Below are 16,638 nucleotides of genomic sequence, written 5' to 3' on the forward strand. Positions count from 1 at the left end.
CAGACCTGCCTCAGGTTGCCGTGCCGGACGCTTGCGGCATCGCAAACTGGTTTTGCCGCCAGGCCTCAAACACCGTCACCGCCACTGCGTTGGAAAGGTTGAGGCTGCGCTGCCCGGCCACCATGGTCAGGCGCAGGCGCTGGCTGGGGGCAAAGGTCTCGCGCAGCTCGGGCGCGAGACCACGGGTTTCCGAGCCAAACACCAGCCAGTCTCCGGGCTGAAAGGCCGTGTCGTGCACGCCCTGCGTGCCCCGCGTGGTGAGCGCGAACATGCGGGCCGGGTCGGGCTTGGCGTCGCTCAAAAACGTGGCCCAGTCGCGGTGCTTGAGCACCTGGGCGTACTCGTGATAGTCCAGCCCTGCGCGGCGCATGAGGCGGTCTTCCATGGAAAAGCCCAGCGGCTCCACCAGGTGCAGCGTGCACCCGGTGTTGGCCGCCAACCGGATCACGTTGCCGGTGTTGGGTGGGATTTCGGGCTCGACAAGAACAATGTGAAACATGCCGCTATTGTCGTTGCCTAGGAGTCTGCGCGGCAGAAGGCATCGAAGCGTAACGCGCGAAAACCGAGGATCGCGTGGTGCTACCGACAAGCCCAGGGTTGACCCCTGGGCGCAGGAGGTAGTACCGCGCGAGACCGGTTTATCGCACGTTGCAGCCGATGCTCCTTCTGCCGCGCAGACTCCTAGCGGGCTGCCTCATCCCACGCGGCTCACTCAGGCCGTGAACTGCAGCTTGGCCAGCTGGGCATACACCCCTTGGGCGGCCAACAGGCTGGCGTGGGTGCCTTGCTCAACGATGCGGCCGTGCTCCAGCACCACGATGCGGTCAGCGTTTTGCACGGTGGCCAGCCGGTGTGCAATGACCAGGGTGGTGCGCTGCCCGGTGTGGCGCTGCATGGCAGTGTCCAGCGCGGCTTGCACCATACGCTCGCTCTCGGCATCGAGTGCGCTGGTGGCTTCGTCCAGCAGCAGCAGGGGCGGGTTCTTCAAAATGGCACGGGCAATGGCAATGCGCTGCTTTTGCCCGCCCGACAGGCGCACGCCGCGCTCGCCCAAAAAGGTGTCGTAGCCCTGGGGCAGGGCCATGATGAAGTCGTCGGCAAAGGCGGCCTGGGCGGCGGCCTTCACTTCTTCTGGGGTGGCATCCGGCTTGCCGTAGCGGATGTTCTCCAGCGCCGATGCGCCGAAGATCACGGCGTCTTGCGGCACGGTGGCAATGTGGCTGCGCAGTGTGGTGAGTGCCAGGTCGCGGATGTTCACCCCGTTCAGGAAGATGCCCGATGGCGCAGCGCCGCTGCGTGGTGCGTCGGCGTCGTAAAAGCGCTGCAGCAACTGAAACACCGTGGTCTTGCCCGCGCCGCTGGCGCCCACCAGGGCCACCGTTTCACCGGGTGCCAGGGTGAGTGAAAAATCGGCGAGCGCAGGCTGGTCGGGGCGCGACGGGTAGCGAAACTGCACCGAGGCAAAGTCCACCGCCAGGCCCCGGCCGGTGTGCGGTAGTGGCAGGGGCGATGCGGGCTCTGCCACAGGCGATTGGGTAGCCAGCAGCTCCATCAGCCGCTCGGTGGCCCCAGCGGCGCGCAGCAAGTCACCATACACCTCGCCCAGCACGGCCACGGCCCCTGCCAGCAGCATCACGTACACCACGGTTTGCCCCAGGTGCCCTGCAGTCATCTCGCCAGCCAGCACGGCCTGTGTGCCACGGTACAAGCCCCACAGCAGCAGGGCTGCGTTGGCAATGATTATGAACGCCACCAGCACGGCGCGTGCGCGGGTGCGCTGCACGGCGGTGGAAAAAGCGCTTTCGGCCGCCCCCGCAAAGCGGGCGGACTCGCGCTGCTCTGCGGTGTAGCTTTGCACTACTGGGATGGCGTTGAGCACCTCGGCGGCGATGGCGCTGGAGTCGGCCACGCGGTCCTGGCTGTCGCGCGAGAGCTTGCGCACGCGCCGCCCAATCCACATGGCGGGCAGCACCACTAGCAGCACGGCCAGCAGCACCACCGACATCACATAGGGGTTGGTCCACACCAGCATGCCCAGTGCCCCAATGCCCATCACGGCATTGCGCAAGCCCATCGACAGCGACGAGCCCACCACGGTTTGCACCAGCGTGGTGTCTGCTGTGAGCCGCGACAGCACCTCGCCGGTCTGGGTGCTTTCAAAGAACTGCGGGCTTTGCCGCAGTACGTGGCTGTACACCGCCTGGCGCAGGTCGGCCGTCACCCGCTCGCCCAACCAGCTCACGGCATAAAAGCGGGCCGCAGAAAACACGCCCAGCCCTACCGCCACCAAAAACAGCGCGCCAAAGTGCCCGCGCAATTCCATGGCCTGGCTGGCGCGGTCGCCCGCGACCAAGCCTGTGTCAATCAAATCGCGCAAGGCCAGCGGAAACGCCAGTGTGGCCAGCGCGGCCAGCACCAAGCACAGCAGCGACCACGCAATGCGCGCACGGTAGGGCTTGAGAAAGGGCACAAGCCCGGTGAGCGAGCGCGGTGCACCGCGTGCGTTGCCAGCGGGGGCAGTGGGTGTGGCCATGGGGTATGGGATGGGCAGAGGAGCTATGAAGGGCGGGGCTGCGTGCCCCGCGTGATGGCGCATGGTAGGGCGATCAGGTGTTGCGCGGGTGTCGCGAGATATCGGTAGATGTCAATTCATGTCGCTATGTATCGCTGCGTGTCGTTGCCATCGCTGCGGATCGGGGTGCGCTGAGCGTGAGGGTGATGGCATAGGGTCTGTGTCTAGGCATTAATACATAGGCATTAGTACCAGTATCTGCCAACCACGGTCGGGGCATACGATGCACCACAGCAAAGCGGCTTCACGCCAGCCTTTGCGCAAGTCAGTTTTCATCCCGCACCATGGAGTGACCCAGGCGCAATGAGCGATGTGATCCTTGAAACCCAGAGCCTGACCAAAGAGTTCAAAGGCTTTACCGCCGTCAGCAATGTCAACCTGGCGGTGCGCCGAGGCTCCATCCATGCGCTCATCGGTCCCAACGGGGCGGGCAAGACCACCTGCTTTAACTTGCTCACCAAGTTTCTGGTGCCCACTTCGGGGGTGATTCGCTTCAACGGGCACGACATCACGGCAGAGGCACCTGCGCAAATTGCGCGCCGGGGGGTGATTCGCTCCTTTCAGATTTCGGCGGTGTTCCCTCACCTCACACTGCTGGAAAACGTGCGCCTGGGCCTGCAGCGCAAGCTGGGCACGTCGTTCCATTTTTGGCGCAGCGAGCGCAGCCTGCAGCAGCTGGACGAGCGCGCCATGCAACTGCTGACCGAGGTGGGCCTGGACGACCTGGCCGACGAAGTGACGGTGAACTTGCCCTATGGCCGCAAGCGCGCATTGGAGATTGCCACCACGCTGTCGATGGAGCCCGAGCTGATGCTGCTGGACGAGCCCACACAAGGCATGGGGCACGAGGATGTGGACCGGGTGACGCAGCTCATCAAAAAGGTCTCGGCCGGGCGCACCATCTTGATGGTGGAGCACAACATGAAGGTGGTCTCCACCATTGCCGACTGCATCACGGTGCTGCAGCGTGGCGCTGTGCTGGCAGAGGGGCCGTATGCCGAGGTCTCCAGCAACCCGCAGGTGATGGAGGCCTATATGGGCACGACAGATGGTCAACTCCAAGGGGCGCATTGACATGGGTACCCCTGCACTTGAAATCAAGAACCTCGAAGCCTGGTACGGCGAGTCGCATGTGCTCCACGGCGTGGACATCGTCGTGCAGCCCGGCGAAGTGGTCACGCTGCTGGGCCGCAACGGCGCCGGGCGCACCACCACCATGCGCGCCATCATGGGTCTCACGGGGGCCCGCAAAGGCTCGGTCAAGATCAATGGGGTGGAGACTGTGGGCATGCCCACCCACCGCATTGCCCACCTTGGCGTGGGCTATTGCCCGGAAGAGCGGGGCATTTTCTCCAGCCTCTCGTGCGAGGAAAACCTGCTGCTGCCGCCCGCTTTGAAGACCGGCACACCAGGCATGTCGGTGCCCGAGATTTACGCCATGTTCCCCAACCTGGCGGAGCGGCGCAACAGCCAGGGCACGCGCCTGTCGGGTGGCGAGCAGCAGATGCTGGCCGTGGCCCGCATTCTGCGCACAGGCGCCAATTTGCTGCTGCTCGATGAAATCTCGGAGGGCCTGGCCCCCGTCATCGTGCAGGCCCTGGCACGCATGATCACCACACTGCGCCAAAAGGGCTACACGGTGGTGATGGTGGAACAGAACTTCCGCTTTGCTGCACCGCTGGCAGACCGCTTTTATGTCATGGAGCATGGTCGCATCGTGGAGCAGTTTGGGGCCGAGCAGCTGCAGGCCAAGATGCCCGTGCTCAACGAGTTGCTTGGGGTTTGAATCCCCCCCCTGCCGCCGCCTTTTGCAGAGTCAACGATCTCGTGACACCGTACCCCTCTATACCCACAGGAGACAATCCATGAAGAAGAGCAAACTGGCTACCGCACTGGCTTTGGTATTGGGCGCTGCAGGGCTGGCAGCCCCGGCTGCACAGGCGCAGGAGAAGGTGAAGATCGGCTTCATCACGGACATGTCCAGCCTGTATGCCGACGTAGAAGGCAAGAACGGAGCGCTGGCCATACAGATGGCTATCGATGATTTTGGCGGCAAGGTGCTGGGCATGCCCATTGAGCTGATGAGCGCCGACCACCAGAACAAGGCCGACATTGCTGCATCCAAGGCCCGCGAGTGGATTGACACCCAGGGTCTCACGATGGTGTTTGGTGGCACCAACTCGGGCACGGCTTTGGCGATTGCCAAAGTGGCCGCAGAGAAGAAGCGCGTGTATATCAACAACGGCGCCGCCAGCTCGGCATTGACCAACGACCAGTGCACACCGTACACGGTGCACTACGCCTATGACACCGTGGCCCTGGCCAAAGGCACGGGCTCTGCCATCGTGGACAGTGGTGGCAAGAGCTGGTACTTCCTGACAGCCGACTACGCGTTTGGTCACGCACTGGAGGCAGACACCAGCACCGTGGTGAAGGCCAAGGGCGGCTCGGTGGTGGGGGCTGTGCGCCACCCGCTCAATGCGTCTGATTTCTCTTCGTTCCTGCTGCAGGCACAAAACTCTAAGGCGCAGATTCTGGGCCTGGCCAATGCCGGGGGCGACACCATCAACTCCATCAAGGCGGCCAAGGAGTTTGGCATTGGCAAGACCATGAAGCTGGCGGGCTTGCTGATCTTCATCAGCGACGTGCACAGCCTGGGCTTGCGCAACACCGAGGGCCTGCAGTTCACCACCAGTTGGTACTGGGACTTGAATGAAGAAACCCGCAAGTTCTCGGCCCGCTTCTTTGAAAAGACCAAGCGTATGCCCACTGAAATCCAGGCGGCCGATTACTCGGCCACCATGAATTACCTCAAGGCCGTGGAAGCTGCCAAGAGTGCTGATGCCGATAAGGTCATGACCACCTGGCGGGGCATGAAGATGAACGACTTCTTTGGCTCAGGCCAGTTGCGTGCCGATGGCCGCTATGTGCACGACATGTACCTGATGGAGGTGAAGAAGCCATCGGAATCGACCAAACCATGGGATTACTACAAGCTCATCAAGAAGCTGCCGGGGGACACCGTCTTCACCACCAAGGCCGAGAGCAAGTGCGCTCTGTGGAAGTGATGGCGTCCGTCTGGATGCTCCGCTGTTTCACGCACTGAATCCCACCCCCTTTCACCGGCGCTGCCTCCCATGGAAATTTTCGGTGTCTCCTTGCCAGGCCTGCTCAGCCAACTCCTTTTGGGGTTGGTCAACGGGTCGTTTTATGCCATCTTGAGTCTGGGCTTGGCGGTCATCTTCGGGCTGCTCAACGTCATTAACTTTGCGCATGGTGCGCTGTTCATGATGGGGGCCTTGGCGACCTGGATGGCCATGAACTACCTGGGCATCGGCTATTGGTGGATGCTGGTGTTGGCGCCGTTGGTGGTGGGGGTGTTTGGCGTGGTGATTGAGCGGCTGTTGCTGCGCTGGATCTATAAGCTAGACCATCTTTATGGGCTGCTGCTGACCCTGGGCCTCACGCTGTTGATTGAGGGGGTGTTCCGCTCCATCTACGGCGTGTCGGGCCTGGGCTATGACACGCCCGAGCTGCTCGAAGGCGCGACCAACCTCGGCTTCATGATCATGCCCAACTACCGAGCCTGGGTGGTGGTGGCCTCAGTGGTGGTGTGCCTGGCCACTTGGTACGTGATTGAAAAGACCAAGCTCGGTGCCTACCTGCGGGCGGGCACCGAGAACCCGCGCCTGGTGGAGGCCTTTGGTGTGAATGTGCCGGTCATGATCACCCTGACCTATGCCTTTGGTGCCGCACTGGCCGCGTTTGCCGGTGTGTTGGCCGCGCCGGTGTACCAGGTCACCCCGCTCATGGGGCAAAACCTCATCATCGTGGTGTTTGCCGTGGTGGTGATCGGCGGCATGGGCTCCATCATGGGCTCGATCCTGACAGGGCTGGGCTTGGGGGTGATTGAGGGGTTCACCAAAGTGTTCTATCCCGAGGCGTCATCCACGGTGGTGTTTGTCATCATGGTGATTGTTTTGCTGATCCGCCCCGCCGGTTTGTTCGGCAAAGAGAAATAAGGGGCCGATCCATGAACTCCAAAAGAATGGCCAAGTTGGGATACGGGCTGCTGTTGCTGGCTTTGTTGGCGGCGCCGTTTGCAGGCGCTTACCCTGTGTTTGTGATGAAGCTCATGTGCTTCGCCCTGTTTGCCTGCGCCTTCAATTTGTTGCTGGGCTACACCGGGCTGCTGTCGTTTGGACATGCGGCTTTTTTTGGCGGCGCTGCCTACGTGGCGGGGTATGCCGTCAAAGCCTGGGGCATGACACCCGAGGTGGGCTTGCTGTTTGGTACCGCCAGTGGTGGGTTGCTGGGTTTGCTGTTTGGCTGGCTTGCCATTCGCCGCCAGGGCATCTATTTTTCGATGATCACGCTGGCCCTGGCGCAGATGCTGTTCTTTGCGTGCCTTCAAGCGCCATTCACTGGCGGTGAGGACGGCCTGCAGGGCGTGCCCCGTGGCAAGTTGCTGGGGCTGATTGACCTGCAAAGCGATCTGGCCATGTACTACGTCACGCTGGCCATCGTGGTGGCCGCGTTTTGCCTCATCGTGCGCACCATCCATTCTCCGTTTGGTCAGGTGCTCAAGGGCATCAAAGAGAACGAGCCTCGGGCCATTTCGCTCGGCTATGACACCCACCGCTACAAGCTGCTGGCGTTTGTGCTGTCTGCGGCCCTGGCCGGTTTGGCGGGTTCGCTGAAAACGCTGGTGCTGGGCTTTGCTACCTTGTCAGATGTGCACTGGACGGCCTCTGGCCAGGTTATCTTGATGAACTTGGTGGGTGGGCTGGGCACTTTGTCGGGCCCTTTGGTCGGGTCGGCGGTGGTGGTGTTGCTCGAAAACAAGATTGGCGAGCTGGGCAACCTGCTGGCGGCACTCACGAGCGTGGAATGGTTCAAGACCCTGGGTGAGTCGGTCACCATGGTCACAGGGCTTATTTTTGTGGTGTGCGTGCTGGCGTTCCGCCGGGGCATCATGGGTGAGATCATTGCCCTGCAAGCGCGTTGGCGTAAAGGCGCCTAGAGCGGCCTGGCCGGGTGGGCTTGCTTGCCCTTATTCGCGCTCTGTGCGCGCCACGACTACTCCGGTGATGTGCGCCACGCCACAGCCTCTCAGCGCGCTGGCGGCCGCATCCAATGTGGCGCCGGTGGTCATCACATCGTCCAGCAAGATCACATGGCGGCCCTGCAATGTGGCAGCGCAGCGGGGTTCCACCATGAAGGCGTCGCGCAGATTGCGCAGCCGCTGCGCCCGCGTCAGGCCGCTTTGTGCGGGGGTGTCGTGCAGGCGCAGCATGGCCTGGGTGTTTGTTTTGGTGGGGGCCAGTTTCTGGGCTATCAGTGCAGCCTGATTGAACCCACGCTCTTTCAACCGATGGTCAGACAACGGGATGGGGATGACCCAGTCTGCGGCTTCCAGCGCAGGTTCTATCCACGGCGTGCTGCGCAACAGCGTGGCCAGTGGCTTGGCCCAGCCAGGATCATGGTGGAACTTGAAGGCTTTGATGGCTTGCGCCCAAGGGTATGCGTAGTGCACGGCCGCAAGGCAGGTGTCGATGGCGGGCGGCTCTTTCAGGCAGGCTCCGCAAATTGGCACCCCACCGGGCACCACCAAGGCACAGCGTGTGCAGCGGTGGCTGGGCTGCGCAAACCGCGCTACGCACGCATTGCACACCCGCTGAGCGGGCCAGGCATGGCACACGGCGCATTGGCTGGGCACACGCTGTGCCAGTTGGGTGATGGGCCGCAAGAGGCCTGACAAGCGCCTGAAAAGCATGGAATCAATATACTCGCCTGCCGTTTGACCCAGGTACTGAGCCCCATGCCCACAGAGCGCCCTCCCACCATAGACCCCGTTGCGGCAGCGCGTTGGCACGCCAGCGCGCCCGCCCAGTCGCCCTGGCTGCATGAAGAGGTGGCCCGTCGCATGGAAGACCGCCTGCAGTGGATTCGGCAGGCGCCGCAGGCGTGGTGCCACTGGGACGCCGTGCGTGGGGGGCTGCAGGGGCATGCGCTCGTCAGTGCGCGCTATCCCAAGGCCGACTGCGTGGTGGCAGAGACCTCGTTGACAAGCCGTGAGGTAGCAACCCAAGCGCTGGACAAGCCTTGGTGGAACCCGACCCGCTGGACGGGCGGCGGCACGCGTGTGGAGATGCCAGGCGACGGTAGCGTGCAGATGCTTTGGGCCAACATGGCGCTGCACATGGCGGCCGATCCCCAGGCGCTCATCGCCCAATGGCACCGCGCTTTGGCCGTGGATGGCTATTTGATGTTCTCTTGCCTGGGGCCAGACACGGCGCAGGAGTTGCGCGCTGTGTATGCTGATCTGGGCTGGCCCCCGGCAGGCCACGCGTTTACCGATATGCACGACTGGGGTGACATGCTGGTGCATGCGGGCTTTGCCGAGCCCGTGATGGACATGGAGCGAATCACCCTGACCTTTGCGACCCCCGAGCGCCTGCTGCAAGAGTTGCGTGAACTGGGCTGCAATTTGCATCCCGAGCGTTTTGGAGCGCTGCGCGGCAAGCGCTGGCGCCAGCAATTGCTTCAGGCCTTGTCAGATCGATTGGGTGATGCCGGTGATGGAGTGGGTACGCCACTTTCGCTGACCTTTGAAATCATCTACGGCCATGCCTTCAAACCCGCGCCGCGCGTGCGTGTGAGCCCCAGCAGTTCGGTCTCTTTGAGTGACATGCGCGCCATGTTGCGTAACGGCCCAGTTAATGAGTAACTCGTAACGTCGTGTCAATGATTTAGAACAAGGCGCGCTACAATTCTTGGCAGTTGGGATGTGAAATTTCGGGCATTTTCCCGCGCAACTTTGTCTGGCGTGCTCTGCAGGGGCGAGCTGAAGCCGCAGGCAATTTTTGTGAGTATTTCCGGTGGCTGGCTTGGTTCTGCGTTTTGCCACGGTGTCCGATCAGGACATCGCCTGGTGTCTCGTCCGTCATGGCTCGGTCAGCCCGGTGACGCTCGGTTGGGTGCCCTTGTCACTGTGTTGTGTGTTGCTCGGTGTCGCCGCAGGCTTCTGGTTCCTCGGTGCTTACCCGATGTCGACCTTCATATCCCTGGAAATTGCTGTTGTCGGAATTGCATTTGCCATGTACGTTCGTCACGCGACGGATGGCGAAAAGATTTCATTGCAAGGGTCTCGCCTTGTGGTGGAGAGGGAGACAGCGGGCAGGCGTGAGCGAGCTGAATTTGACCGATGCTGGGTTCGAGTAGAGCCCAAGACCGGTGACAGATCGCTTATCACCTTGTCTGCACGAGGCAGGTCGGTCGAGGTGGGGCGTTTTGTGCGCCCGGAGCTTCGTGCCGCTCTGGCGTCTGAGATCCGCATGGCCTTGCGGGCCGCCTGACCCCACGCAGGCGCTGCGGGGATTGGTTAATTTGAGGCATAGAAGTAAATGAGAACTATGAAGAGCATTCCCAACAAGCTGGCTTCTCTGCTGCTGATGGCCGGTGCATGGGTGGGCAGCGCTGCCCACGCCGTTCAAGACCTGCCCGGTGGGCCCGCCGTCAATCAGTTGAACCTGGCCCCGCCAGTCACCAAAATTGCCGAAGAGCAGCATTTCTTGCACTGGATGATGCTCATCATCTGCACGGTGATCTTCATAGCCGTTTTCTCCGTGATGTTCTATTCCATCTGGAAGCATCGCAAGTCCAAAGGCGCCAAGTCTGCCAATTTCCATGAGTCGGTGACGGTGGAAATCGTGTGGACGATTGTTCCGTTCATCATCGTGATCCTGATGGCTTTGCCCGCCACCAAGGTGCTGGTCGCACAAAAGGACACCACCAATGCCGACCTGACCATCAAGGCCACTGGCTACCAGTGGAAGTGGGGCTATGACTACATCACTGGCGAAGGTGAAGGTCTGGCATTCATCTCTACGCTCGACAGCAGCCACCGCGTCATGTCCGACAGTGGCAATGTGTCTCAGGCACCTGCGGATTACTTGCTCAAGGTGGACAACCCGATGGTGGTGCCCGTGGGCAAGAAGGTCCGCATCATCACCACCGCCAACGATGTGATCCACGCCTTCATGGTGCCCGCCTTCGGCATCAAGCAAGACGCCATCCCCGGCTTTGTCCGCGATACCTGGTTCCGGGCAGAGAAAGTGGGCGACTACTACGGCCAGTGTGCTGAGCTGTGTGGCAAGGAGCACGCCTACATGCCCATCCATGTGAAGGTGCTGTCTGCGGAAGATTATTCGGGTTGGGTCGCAGAGCAAAAGAAAAAGGCGGCAGCCAAGCTGGACGACCCCACCAAGGTGTGGGCGCTGGCAGACATTCTCAAGCGCGGCGAGAAGGTGTATGCCGCCAACTGTGCTGCATGCCACCAGGCCAATGGCAAGGGCGCAGGCCCCATTAAGCCGCTAGATGGCTCTGCCATCGTGCTGGATGCCGACCATGCCAAGCAGATCCAGGTGTTGCTCAATGGTGCTGCCAACGGAGCCATGCCCGCCTGGAAACAATTGAGCGATACCGACATTGCGGCAGTGGTGAGCTACACCAAGAACAGCTGGTCTAACAAAACCGGCCAACTGGTGCAGCCTGCGGAAATCGTGGCCCAGCGTGGCAAGTAATCATCGCCCTATTGCATTGAGGAATTCACTATGAGCGCAGTTCTCGACAACCATGGGCATGCTGGCGATCACGCACACGATGGCCATGACCACCACCATGCACCCTCAGGCTGGCGTCGCTGGGTGTTCGCCACCAACCACAAAGACATTGGTACGCTGTACCTGCTGTTCTCTTTCACCATGTTGATGGTGGGGGGCATCCTGGCACTGCTGATCCGCGCTGAGCTGTTCCAACCCGGCCTGCAGCTGGTGAACCCCGAGCTGTTCAACCAGCTCACCACCATGCACGGTCTGATCATGGTGTTCGGCGCCATCATGCCGGCCTTCGTGGGTTTTGCGAACTGGATGATCCCGCTGCAGATTGGCGCCTCCGACATGGCGTTCGCCCGCATGAACAACTTCAGCTTTTGGCTGATGATTCCTGCCGCACTGATGCTGGTGAGCTCGTTCTTCATGCCTGGCGGTGCTCCCGCTGCGGGTTGGACGTTGTATGCACCGCTCACGTTGCAGATGGGGCCCTCCATGGATGCGGGCATCTTTGCCATGCACATCCTGGGCGCCTCGTCCATCATGGGCTCGATCAACATCATCGTGACCATCCTGAACATGCGCGCCCCCGGCATGACGCTGATGAAGATGCCCATGTTTGCGTGGACCTGGCTCATCACCGCCTACCTGCTGATCGCCGTGATGCCCGTGCTGGCCGGTGCTATCACCATGACGCTGACCGACCGCCACTTTGGCACCAGCTTCTTTAACCCCGCTGGTGGCGGTGATCCGGTGATGTACCAGCACATCTTCTGGTTCTTCGGTCACCCCGAGGTGTACATCATGATCTTGCCGGCCTTCGGCATCATCAGCCAGATCGTGCCTGCCTTTGCCCGCAAGAAATTGTTTGGCTATGCCTCCATGGTGTATGCCACCTCGTCCATCGCCATCCTGTCCTTCATCGTGTGGGCCCACCACATGTTCACGACCGGCATGCCTGTGACGGGCCAGCTGTTCTTCATGTACGCCACGATGCTGATCTCGGTGCCCACGGCCGTGAAGATCTTTAACTGGATCGCGACCATGTGGCGTGGCTCCATGACGTTCGAGACCCCGATGCTGTTTGCCGTGGGCTTCATCTTTGTGTTCACCATGGGTGGCTTCACCGGCCTGATTTTGGCCATGGCGCCGATCGACATCCAGCTGCAAGACACGTACTACGTGGTGGCCCACTTCCACTATGTGCTGGTGGCCGGGTCGTTGTTCTCCATGTTTGCGGCGTACTACTACTGGGCCCCCAAATGGACGGGCGTGATGTACAGCGAAACCCGTGGACAAATCCACTTCTGGGGTTCGCTCATCACCTTCAACGTCACGTTCTTCCCCATGCACTTCCTGGGCTTGGCAGGCATGCCCCGTCGCTACGCTGACTACCCCATGCAGTTTGCTGACTTCAACGCCATTGCATCGGTCGGCGCGTTGGGCTTTGGTCTGATGCAGGTGTATTTCTTCCTGTTTGTGGTGGTGCCTGCCATGCGCGGCAAGGGTGCCAAGGCTCCGCAAAAGCCTTGGGAGGGCGCGGAGGGGCTGGAGTGGGAAGTGCCGTCGCCAGCGCCGTTCCATACCTATGAAACTCCACCTAAGCTGGATGCGACGGCAACGCGCGTCATTGGCTGAGGAGCGTCGTCATGACCCCCGAGCAAAAGAAAAGCAACCTGCGTATGGCGCTGGTCCTGGCGTCTGTAGCAGCCACTTTCTTTGTGGGCTTCATGGTCAAAGTCGTGCTGCTGTCACGCTGAGCCCCTTGCCATGAGCCTGCACCGCGAAAACGCCAAGATGGTCGGCAAGCTGCTGGTGATTGCAGCGGGCATGTTTGCCTTTGGCTACGCGCTGATTCCCATCTACAAGCACATTTGCGAGATGACGGGCATCAACATCCTGTCGCTGTCAGAGCGGCAGGTGCCCGGCAACGGGTCTGCGGGCAAAGATGCCAAACTGCCCGCCAATACCCAGGTGGACAAGAGCCGAACCATCACGGTCGAGTTCGATGCCAACGCACGCGGCCCTTGGGACTTCAAGCCCGCGCAGCGCTCAGTGAAAGTGCATCCCGGTGAATTGACTACCGTGATGTATGAGTTTCAGAATGTGCAGAACCGGCGCATGGCCGCGCAGGCCATCCCCAGTTATGCCCCTCGCCAGGCTGCAGCGCACTTCACCAAGCTGGAGTGTTTTTGCTTTAACCAGTACACCCTGGAGCCCGGCGAAAAGAAGGAATGGCCGGTAGCGTTTGTGATTGATCCACGCTTGTCCAAAGACGTGTCCACCATCACGTTGTCCTACACCTTCTTTGAGGTGGGCGGTAAGACCCCGGCGGCCCCCCAGTCCGCTGCTGCAGCCGTGGTCGGGCAAGAAGGAGCTGGCTCATGAGCGTTGCGAAGTCTTCCTCCAAGGAGTCGCCTATGCAGCGCAAGGGATCGTTTTTGCGCACGGTGCGTGCAGTGGCTTGGTCTTTGATCGGTCTGCGCAAAGGTTCTGAGTACGCGCAGGATGTAGAGAAGCTCAACCCCATCCACATCATCGTGGTGGGATTGGTGGCCGTTTTTTCGCTAGTGCTGGCGCTCATTGCGCTGGTGAACTGGATTGTGTGACGCAGTGGGCTCGCCCCCCGAGACAGATAACAACGATTTAGAGAGTCAGGAGCTGAAATGAGTGCATCAACACACGGCACAACACCGTACTACTACGTGCCTGCAGAGTCTCGTCACCCTGTGATGGCCGCTGCAGGGCTGTTTTTTGTGATCCTGGGCGCAGGCCAATGGATCAATGGCCATGATTGGGGCAAGTACTCCCTGGCGGTGGGTATGGTGTGGTGGCTTTTTGTCTTGTACCAGTGGTTCCGCGATGCCGCCCGCGAAAGCGAAGGCGGTCTCTACGGCCACAAGATCGACCTGTCTTACCGCTGGAGCATGAGCTGGTTTATCTTCTCTGAAGTGATGTTCTTCGGCGCCTTCTTCACGGCGCTGTGGTGGGCGCGTTCGCACTCGGTGCCCGCGCTGGGCAGTCTGGACAACGCACTGCTCTGGCCCGACTTCAAGGCGGTATGGCCCAGCTTGGCGGCCGGGGTGACTGCGTCGCCCGCTGGCATTGTCGAGCCCTTCCAGACCGTCGGCCCATTCTGGCTGCCCACCATCAACACCGCGTTGCTGCTGACTTCGGGCGTCACGCTGACCATCGCCCACCACGCATTGCGTGAAAACCAGCGTGGCAAGACCATTGCATTCATGTGGGCCACCGTGCTGCTGGGCATCGTCTTCCTGATCGTGCAGGGCTACGAGTATTACCACCTCTACACCGACCTGAACCTCAAGCTTTCGTCCGGCATCTTCGGCTCTACCTTCTTCATGCTGACGGGCTTTCACGGCTTCCACGTGTTTGTGGGCATGTTGATGCTGTTGTTCATCACCCTGCGCCTGCAAAAAGGCCATTTCACTGCCGAAAAGCATTTCGGCTTTGAAGGCGCCGCCTGGTACTGGCACTTTGTGGACGTGGTCTGGCTGGGCCTGTACGTGTTGGTGTACTGGATGTAAATCTGGCTGGCCAAATAAAAAAAGCGCCGCAAGGCGCTTTTTTTGTGGGCAGTGCGGTGTTGCCTCGGGGGCTGCCCGAGGGGCACTTAGAGCGGCTCACAAAACTCAGCGAAGCGGCCCTGGCTAGGCGTTGCGTCGCAGGCAGTACGCGAGGTACGACAAGACGGAACAACGACGCCAGGGGAGGTTTGTTAGCCGCTCTTAACGGGTGGCTGGCAACCCAGTGGGTTGGATGTAGCCCAATTGCCAGGCCACCAAAATGCAGACAAACAGCACAATGGACAGCCCCACCCGCACCGCCAGGGCGCGGGCCATGCGCTTGCCTTTGGATGCATCGCTTTGGCCATTGCGCATCATGAAGAACAGCGCAGAGCCCAGGCTGGCCACAATGCCGATAAACGCCACCACGACAAGATATTTCATGGAGCCCATTATCCCGTGACACCCCGCCCGCGTGCACACCGTGTGCTTTTTGTTCTCATCACCCTGGCTGCCTTGGTGGGCATTGGGGTCACTGCGTCGCTAGGGCGCTGGCAATTGGGGCGTGCGGCTGAGAAGCTTGCCTACCAGGCCATCTTGGAGGCCCGTGCCGCCATGCCCGGGCTGGACGGCCAGGCCTTGCGTGACAAGTTGGGGGAGGGCGGGGCGATGGCTGCAGACGCAGAGGCACTGCTGCACCGCGCGGTGACGCTGCAAGGCCGGTGGCTGCCTGAGCACACGGTGTACCTGGACAACCGCCAGATGCAAGGCCGCCCAGGCTTTTATGTGGTGACGCCGTTGTTGTTGCCCGATGAAAAAACCGTGGTCCTGGTACAGCGTGGCTGGGTGGCCCGCAATTTCCAAGATCGCACCCAGGTGCCCAGGATAGACGCTCCAACAGGGCCGGTGCAAGTGCAAGGCCGTGTGGCGGCCTTGCCTTCGCGCTTGTACGAATTCGTTGCGGGGGATAGCGCTCAGGGGTCTTCCCGCATCCGGCAAAATCTCGACTTGGTGGCCATGGGTGCAGAGGTGCAGCGGCCCATTCTCACGCTCTCGGTGGTTCAGTTGGGTGATGCCAGCGAGGGCCTGTTGCGCGACTGGCCTGTGGTCTCGTCGGGCGTCGATAAACACTATGGTTACGCATTTCAATGGTTCGGGCTTTGCGGCCTGATTGCACTCCTTTATGTCTGGTTCCAAATCGTCCGACGCTTCTTTCGCCCACGCCGCCAGCGTGCCCCCAGCGGTGGCGGCTGAGCACCCTTTGGGTCTGACCATCCACACGCTGCCCGAAGCGGGCGGGGCCATGGATGCTGCGCAGCGCACCCGCCATGGGCGCTGGAAGATGCTGGCGGTCATGCTTATTTGCGCGGCTCCGGTCATTGCGTCTTACTTCACCTATTACGTCATTCGACCGGAGGGGCGCAAGAACTATGGCGAGCTGATCGAACCCCAGCGCCCCATGCCCGCATTGCCCACGACGGCGCTGGATGGCAGCCCAGGCACGTTGCCAGACCTCAAGGGCCAGTGGCTGCTGGTGAGCGTGGCAGGCAGCCAATGCGATGCAGACTGCCAAAAGCACCTGTACCTGCAGCGCCAGTTGCGTGAGAGCTTGGGCCGCGAAAAGGACCGGATGGACTGGGTGTGGCTGGTCACAGATGGACAGGCTCCACCCACAGCGCTGGCCCCGGCCCTCCAGCAGGCACAGGTGCGCCGTGTAGACGGCACTGCGCTGGCCCAGTGGCTGGCGCCCGCACCGGGGCATACGCTGCCTGAGCACCTCTATGTGGTCGATCCCCAAGGGAACTGGATGATGCGCTTCCCCGCCTCCATGGATGCCGCGGGCGCAGCCAAAGCCAAAAAAGACCTGGAGCGCTTGCTGCGTGCATCGGCCTCGTGGGACGAGCCCGGCCGCCCCGGAAAGCCCTGA

19 protein-coding genes are annotated in these 16,638 nt (G+C 61.3%); 15 read left to right on the forward strand and 4 right to left on the reverse strand.

The features are described from left to right. Positions 1 to 10: 10 nt before the first annotated feature. Both C8C98_RS13355 and C8C98_RS13360 read right to left on the reverse strand, forming a co-directional pair. A complete protein-coding gene (locus C8C98_RS13355; RefSeq protein ID WP_121454677.1) occupies positions 11 to 499 on the reverse strand; it encodes a tRNA (cytidine(34)-2'-O)-methyltransferase in 489 nt (162 codons plus the stop codon). A 213-nt stretch (positions 500 to 712) separates the two neighbouring features. Further along, positions 713 to 2,533, reverse strand: a complete 1,821-nt coding sequence (locus C8C98_RS13360) for an ABC transporter transmembrane domain-containing protein (protein ID WP_121454678.1) — start codon at positions 2,531 to 2,533, stop codon at positions 713 to 715. Positions 2,534 to 2,875: 342 nt separating this feature from the next. Here C8C98_RS13360 and C8C98_RS13365 point away from each other — a divergent pair, with 342 nt between their 5' ends. The 5 genes from C8C98_RS13365 (at position 2,876) to C8C98_RS13385 (ending at position 7,595) form a co-directional block, all read left to right on the forward strand. Beyond that, on the forward strand, positions 2,876 to 3,646 hold the full coding sequence (locus C8C98_RS13365) for an ABC transporter ATP-binding protein (protein WP_121454679.1): 771 nt from the start codon (positions 2,876 to 2,878) through the stop codon (positions 3,644 to 3,646). 1 nt (position 3,647) lies between these two features. Next, positions 3,648 to 4,358: an ABC transporter ATP-binding protein gene (locus tag C8C98_RS13370; protein ID WP_121454680.1), complete on the forward strand. Its 711-nt coding sequence runs from the start codon at positions 3,648 to 3,650 to the stop codon at positions 4,356 to 4,358. A gap of 79 nt (positions 4,359 to 4,437) precedes the next feature. Continuing rightward, positions 4,438 to 5,640: an ABC transporter substrate-binding protein gene (locus C8C98_RS13375; protein WP_121454681.1), complete on the forward strand. Its 1,203-nt coding sequence runs from the start codon at positions 4,438 to 4,440 to the stop codon at positions 5,638 to 5,640. A 69-nt stretch (positions 5,641 to 5,709) separates the two neighbouring features. Then, a complete protein-coding gene (locus C8C98_RS13380; RefSeq protein ID WP_099740286.1) occupies positions 5,710 to 6,594 on the forward strand; it encodes a branched-chain amino acid ABC transporter permease in 885 nt (294 codons plus the stop codon). 11 nt (positions 6,595 to 6,605) lie between these two features. Continuing rightward, positions 6,606 to 7,595 carry a branched-chain amino acid ABC transporter permease gene (locus tag C8C98_RS13385; protein WP_121454682.1) on the forward strand — a complete coding sequence of 330 codons (990 nt, stop codon included), beginning with the start codon at positions 6,606 to 6,608 and terminating at the stop codon, positions 7,593 to 7,595. A gap of 30 nt (positions 7,596 to 7,625) precedes the next feature. Here C8C98_RS13385 and C8C98_RS13390 read toward each other — a convergent pair whose 3' ends face one another. Further along, a complete protein-coding gene (locus C8C98_RS13390; RefSeq protein ID WP_121454683.1) occupies positions 7,626 to 8,348 on the reverse strand; it encodes a ComF family protein in 723 nt (240 codons plus the stop codon). A gap of 45 nt (positions 8,349 to 8,393) precedes the next feature. On the opposite strand from C8C98_RS13390, the gene C8C98_RS13395 reads away from it, so the two are divergent. The 8 genes from C8C98_RS13395 to C8C98_RS13425 all read left to right on the forward strand — a co-directional run bounded on the left by C8C98_RS13395 (position 8,394) and on the right by C8C98_RS13425 (position 14,732). Then, positions 8,394 to 9,302 carry a biotin synthase gene (locus tag C8C98_RS13395; protein WP_121454684.1) on the forward strand — a complete coding sequence of 303 codons (909 nt, stop codon included), beginning with the start codon at positions 8,394 to 8,396 and terminating at the stop codon, positions 9,300 to 9,302. A 151-nt stretch (positions 9,303 to 9,453) separates the two neighbouring features. Beyond that, positions 9,454 to 9,930, forward strand: coding sequence for a DUF2244 domain-containing protein (locus C8C98_RS13400; protein ID WP_121454685.1), 477 nt, complete (start codon positions 9,454 to 9,456; stop codon positions 9,928 to 9,930). A 57-nt stretch (positions 9,931 to 9,987) separates the two neighbouring features. Next, positions 9,988 to 11,157 (forward strand): cytochrome c oxidase subunit II, encoded by a 1,170-nt coding sequence (gene coxB / locus C8C98_RS13405; protein ID WP_121454686.1) that lies wholly within the window; start codon positions 9,988 to 9,990, stop codon positions 11,155 to 11,157. Between the two features lie 30 nt (positions 11,158 to 11,187). Further along, entirely contained in the window at positions 11,188 to 12,822 is a 1,635-nt protein-coding gene (gene ctaD, locus C8C98_RS13410; protein WP_121454687.1) for a cytochrome c oxidase subunit I, read from the forward strand. Between the two features lie 11 nt (positions 12,823 to 12,833). Continuing rightward, the gene (locus C8C98_RS22075) at positions 12,834 to 12,944 is read left to right on the forward strand and encodes a cytochrome oxidase small assembly protein (protein WP_233194722.1); all 111 of its coding nucleotides are present in this window, start codon (positions 12,834 to 12,836) and stop codon (positions 12,942 to 12,944) included. A gap of 10 nt (positions 12,945 to 12,954) precedes the next feature. Then, the gene (locus C8C98_RS13415; RefSeq protein WP_121454688.1) at positions 12,955 to 13,572 is read left to right on the forward strand and encodes a cytochrome c oxidase assembly protein; all 618 of its coding nucleotides are present in this window, start codon (positions 12,955 to 12,957) and stop codon (positions 13,570 to 13,572) included. Further along, complete coding sequence (locus C8C98_RS13420) at positions 13,569 to 13,793, forward strand: DUF2970 domain-containing protein (protein ID WP_121454689.1); 225 nt, start codon at positions 13,569 to 13,571, stop codon at positions 13,791 to 13,793. Before C8C98_RS13415 ends, C8C98_RS13420 begins: the two co-directional genes overlap by 4 nt. Before the next feature lie 57 nt (positions 13,794 to 13,850). After that, positions 13,851 to 14,732 carry a cytochrome c oxidase subunit 3 gene (locus C8C98_RS13425; protein ID WP_121454690.1) on the forward strand — a complete coding sequence of 294 codons (882 nt, stop codon included), beginning with the start codon at positions 13,851 to 13,853 and terminating at the stop codon, positions 14,730 to 14,732. 201 nt (positions 14,733 to 14,933) lie between these two features. Here the strand turns inward: C8C98_RS13425 and C8C98_RS13430 are convergent, their stop codons facing one another. Beyond that, a complete protein-coding gene (locus tag C8C98_RS13430) occupies positions 14,934 to 15,155 on the reverse strand; it encodes a twin transmembrane helix small protein (RefSeq protein WP_121454691.1) in 222 nt (73 codons plus the stop codon). Positions 15,156 to 15,170: 15 nt separating this feature from the next. On the opposite strand from C8C98_RS13430, the gene C8C98_RS13435 reads away from it, so the two are divergent. Further along, positions 15,171 to 15,965, forward strand: coding sequence for an SURF1 family protein (locus tag C8C98_RS13435; protein ID WP_233574542.1), 795 nt, complete (start codon positions 15,171 to 15,173; stop codon positions 15,963 to 15,965). After that, positions 15,895 to 16,638 (forward strand): hypothetical protein, encoded by a 744-nt coding sequence (locus C8C98_RS13440; protein ID WP_121454692.1) that lies wholly within the window; start codon positions 15,895 to 15,897, stop codon positions 16,636 to 16,638. The genes C8C98_RS13435 and C8C98_RS13440 overlap by 71 nt, the downstream gene beginning before the upstream one ends.

Source organism: Acidovorax sp. 106 (genome assembly GCF_003663825.1).
Taxonomy (GTDB): Bacteria; Pseudomonadota; Gammaproteobacteria; order Burkholderiales; family Burkholderiaceae_C; genus Acidovorax.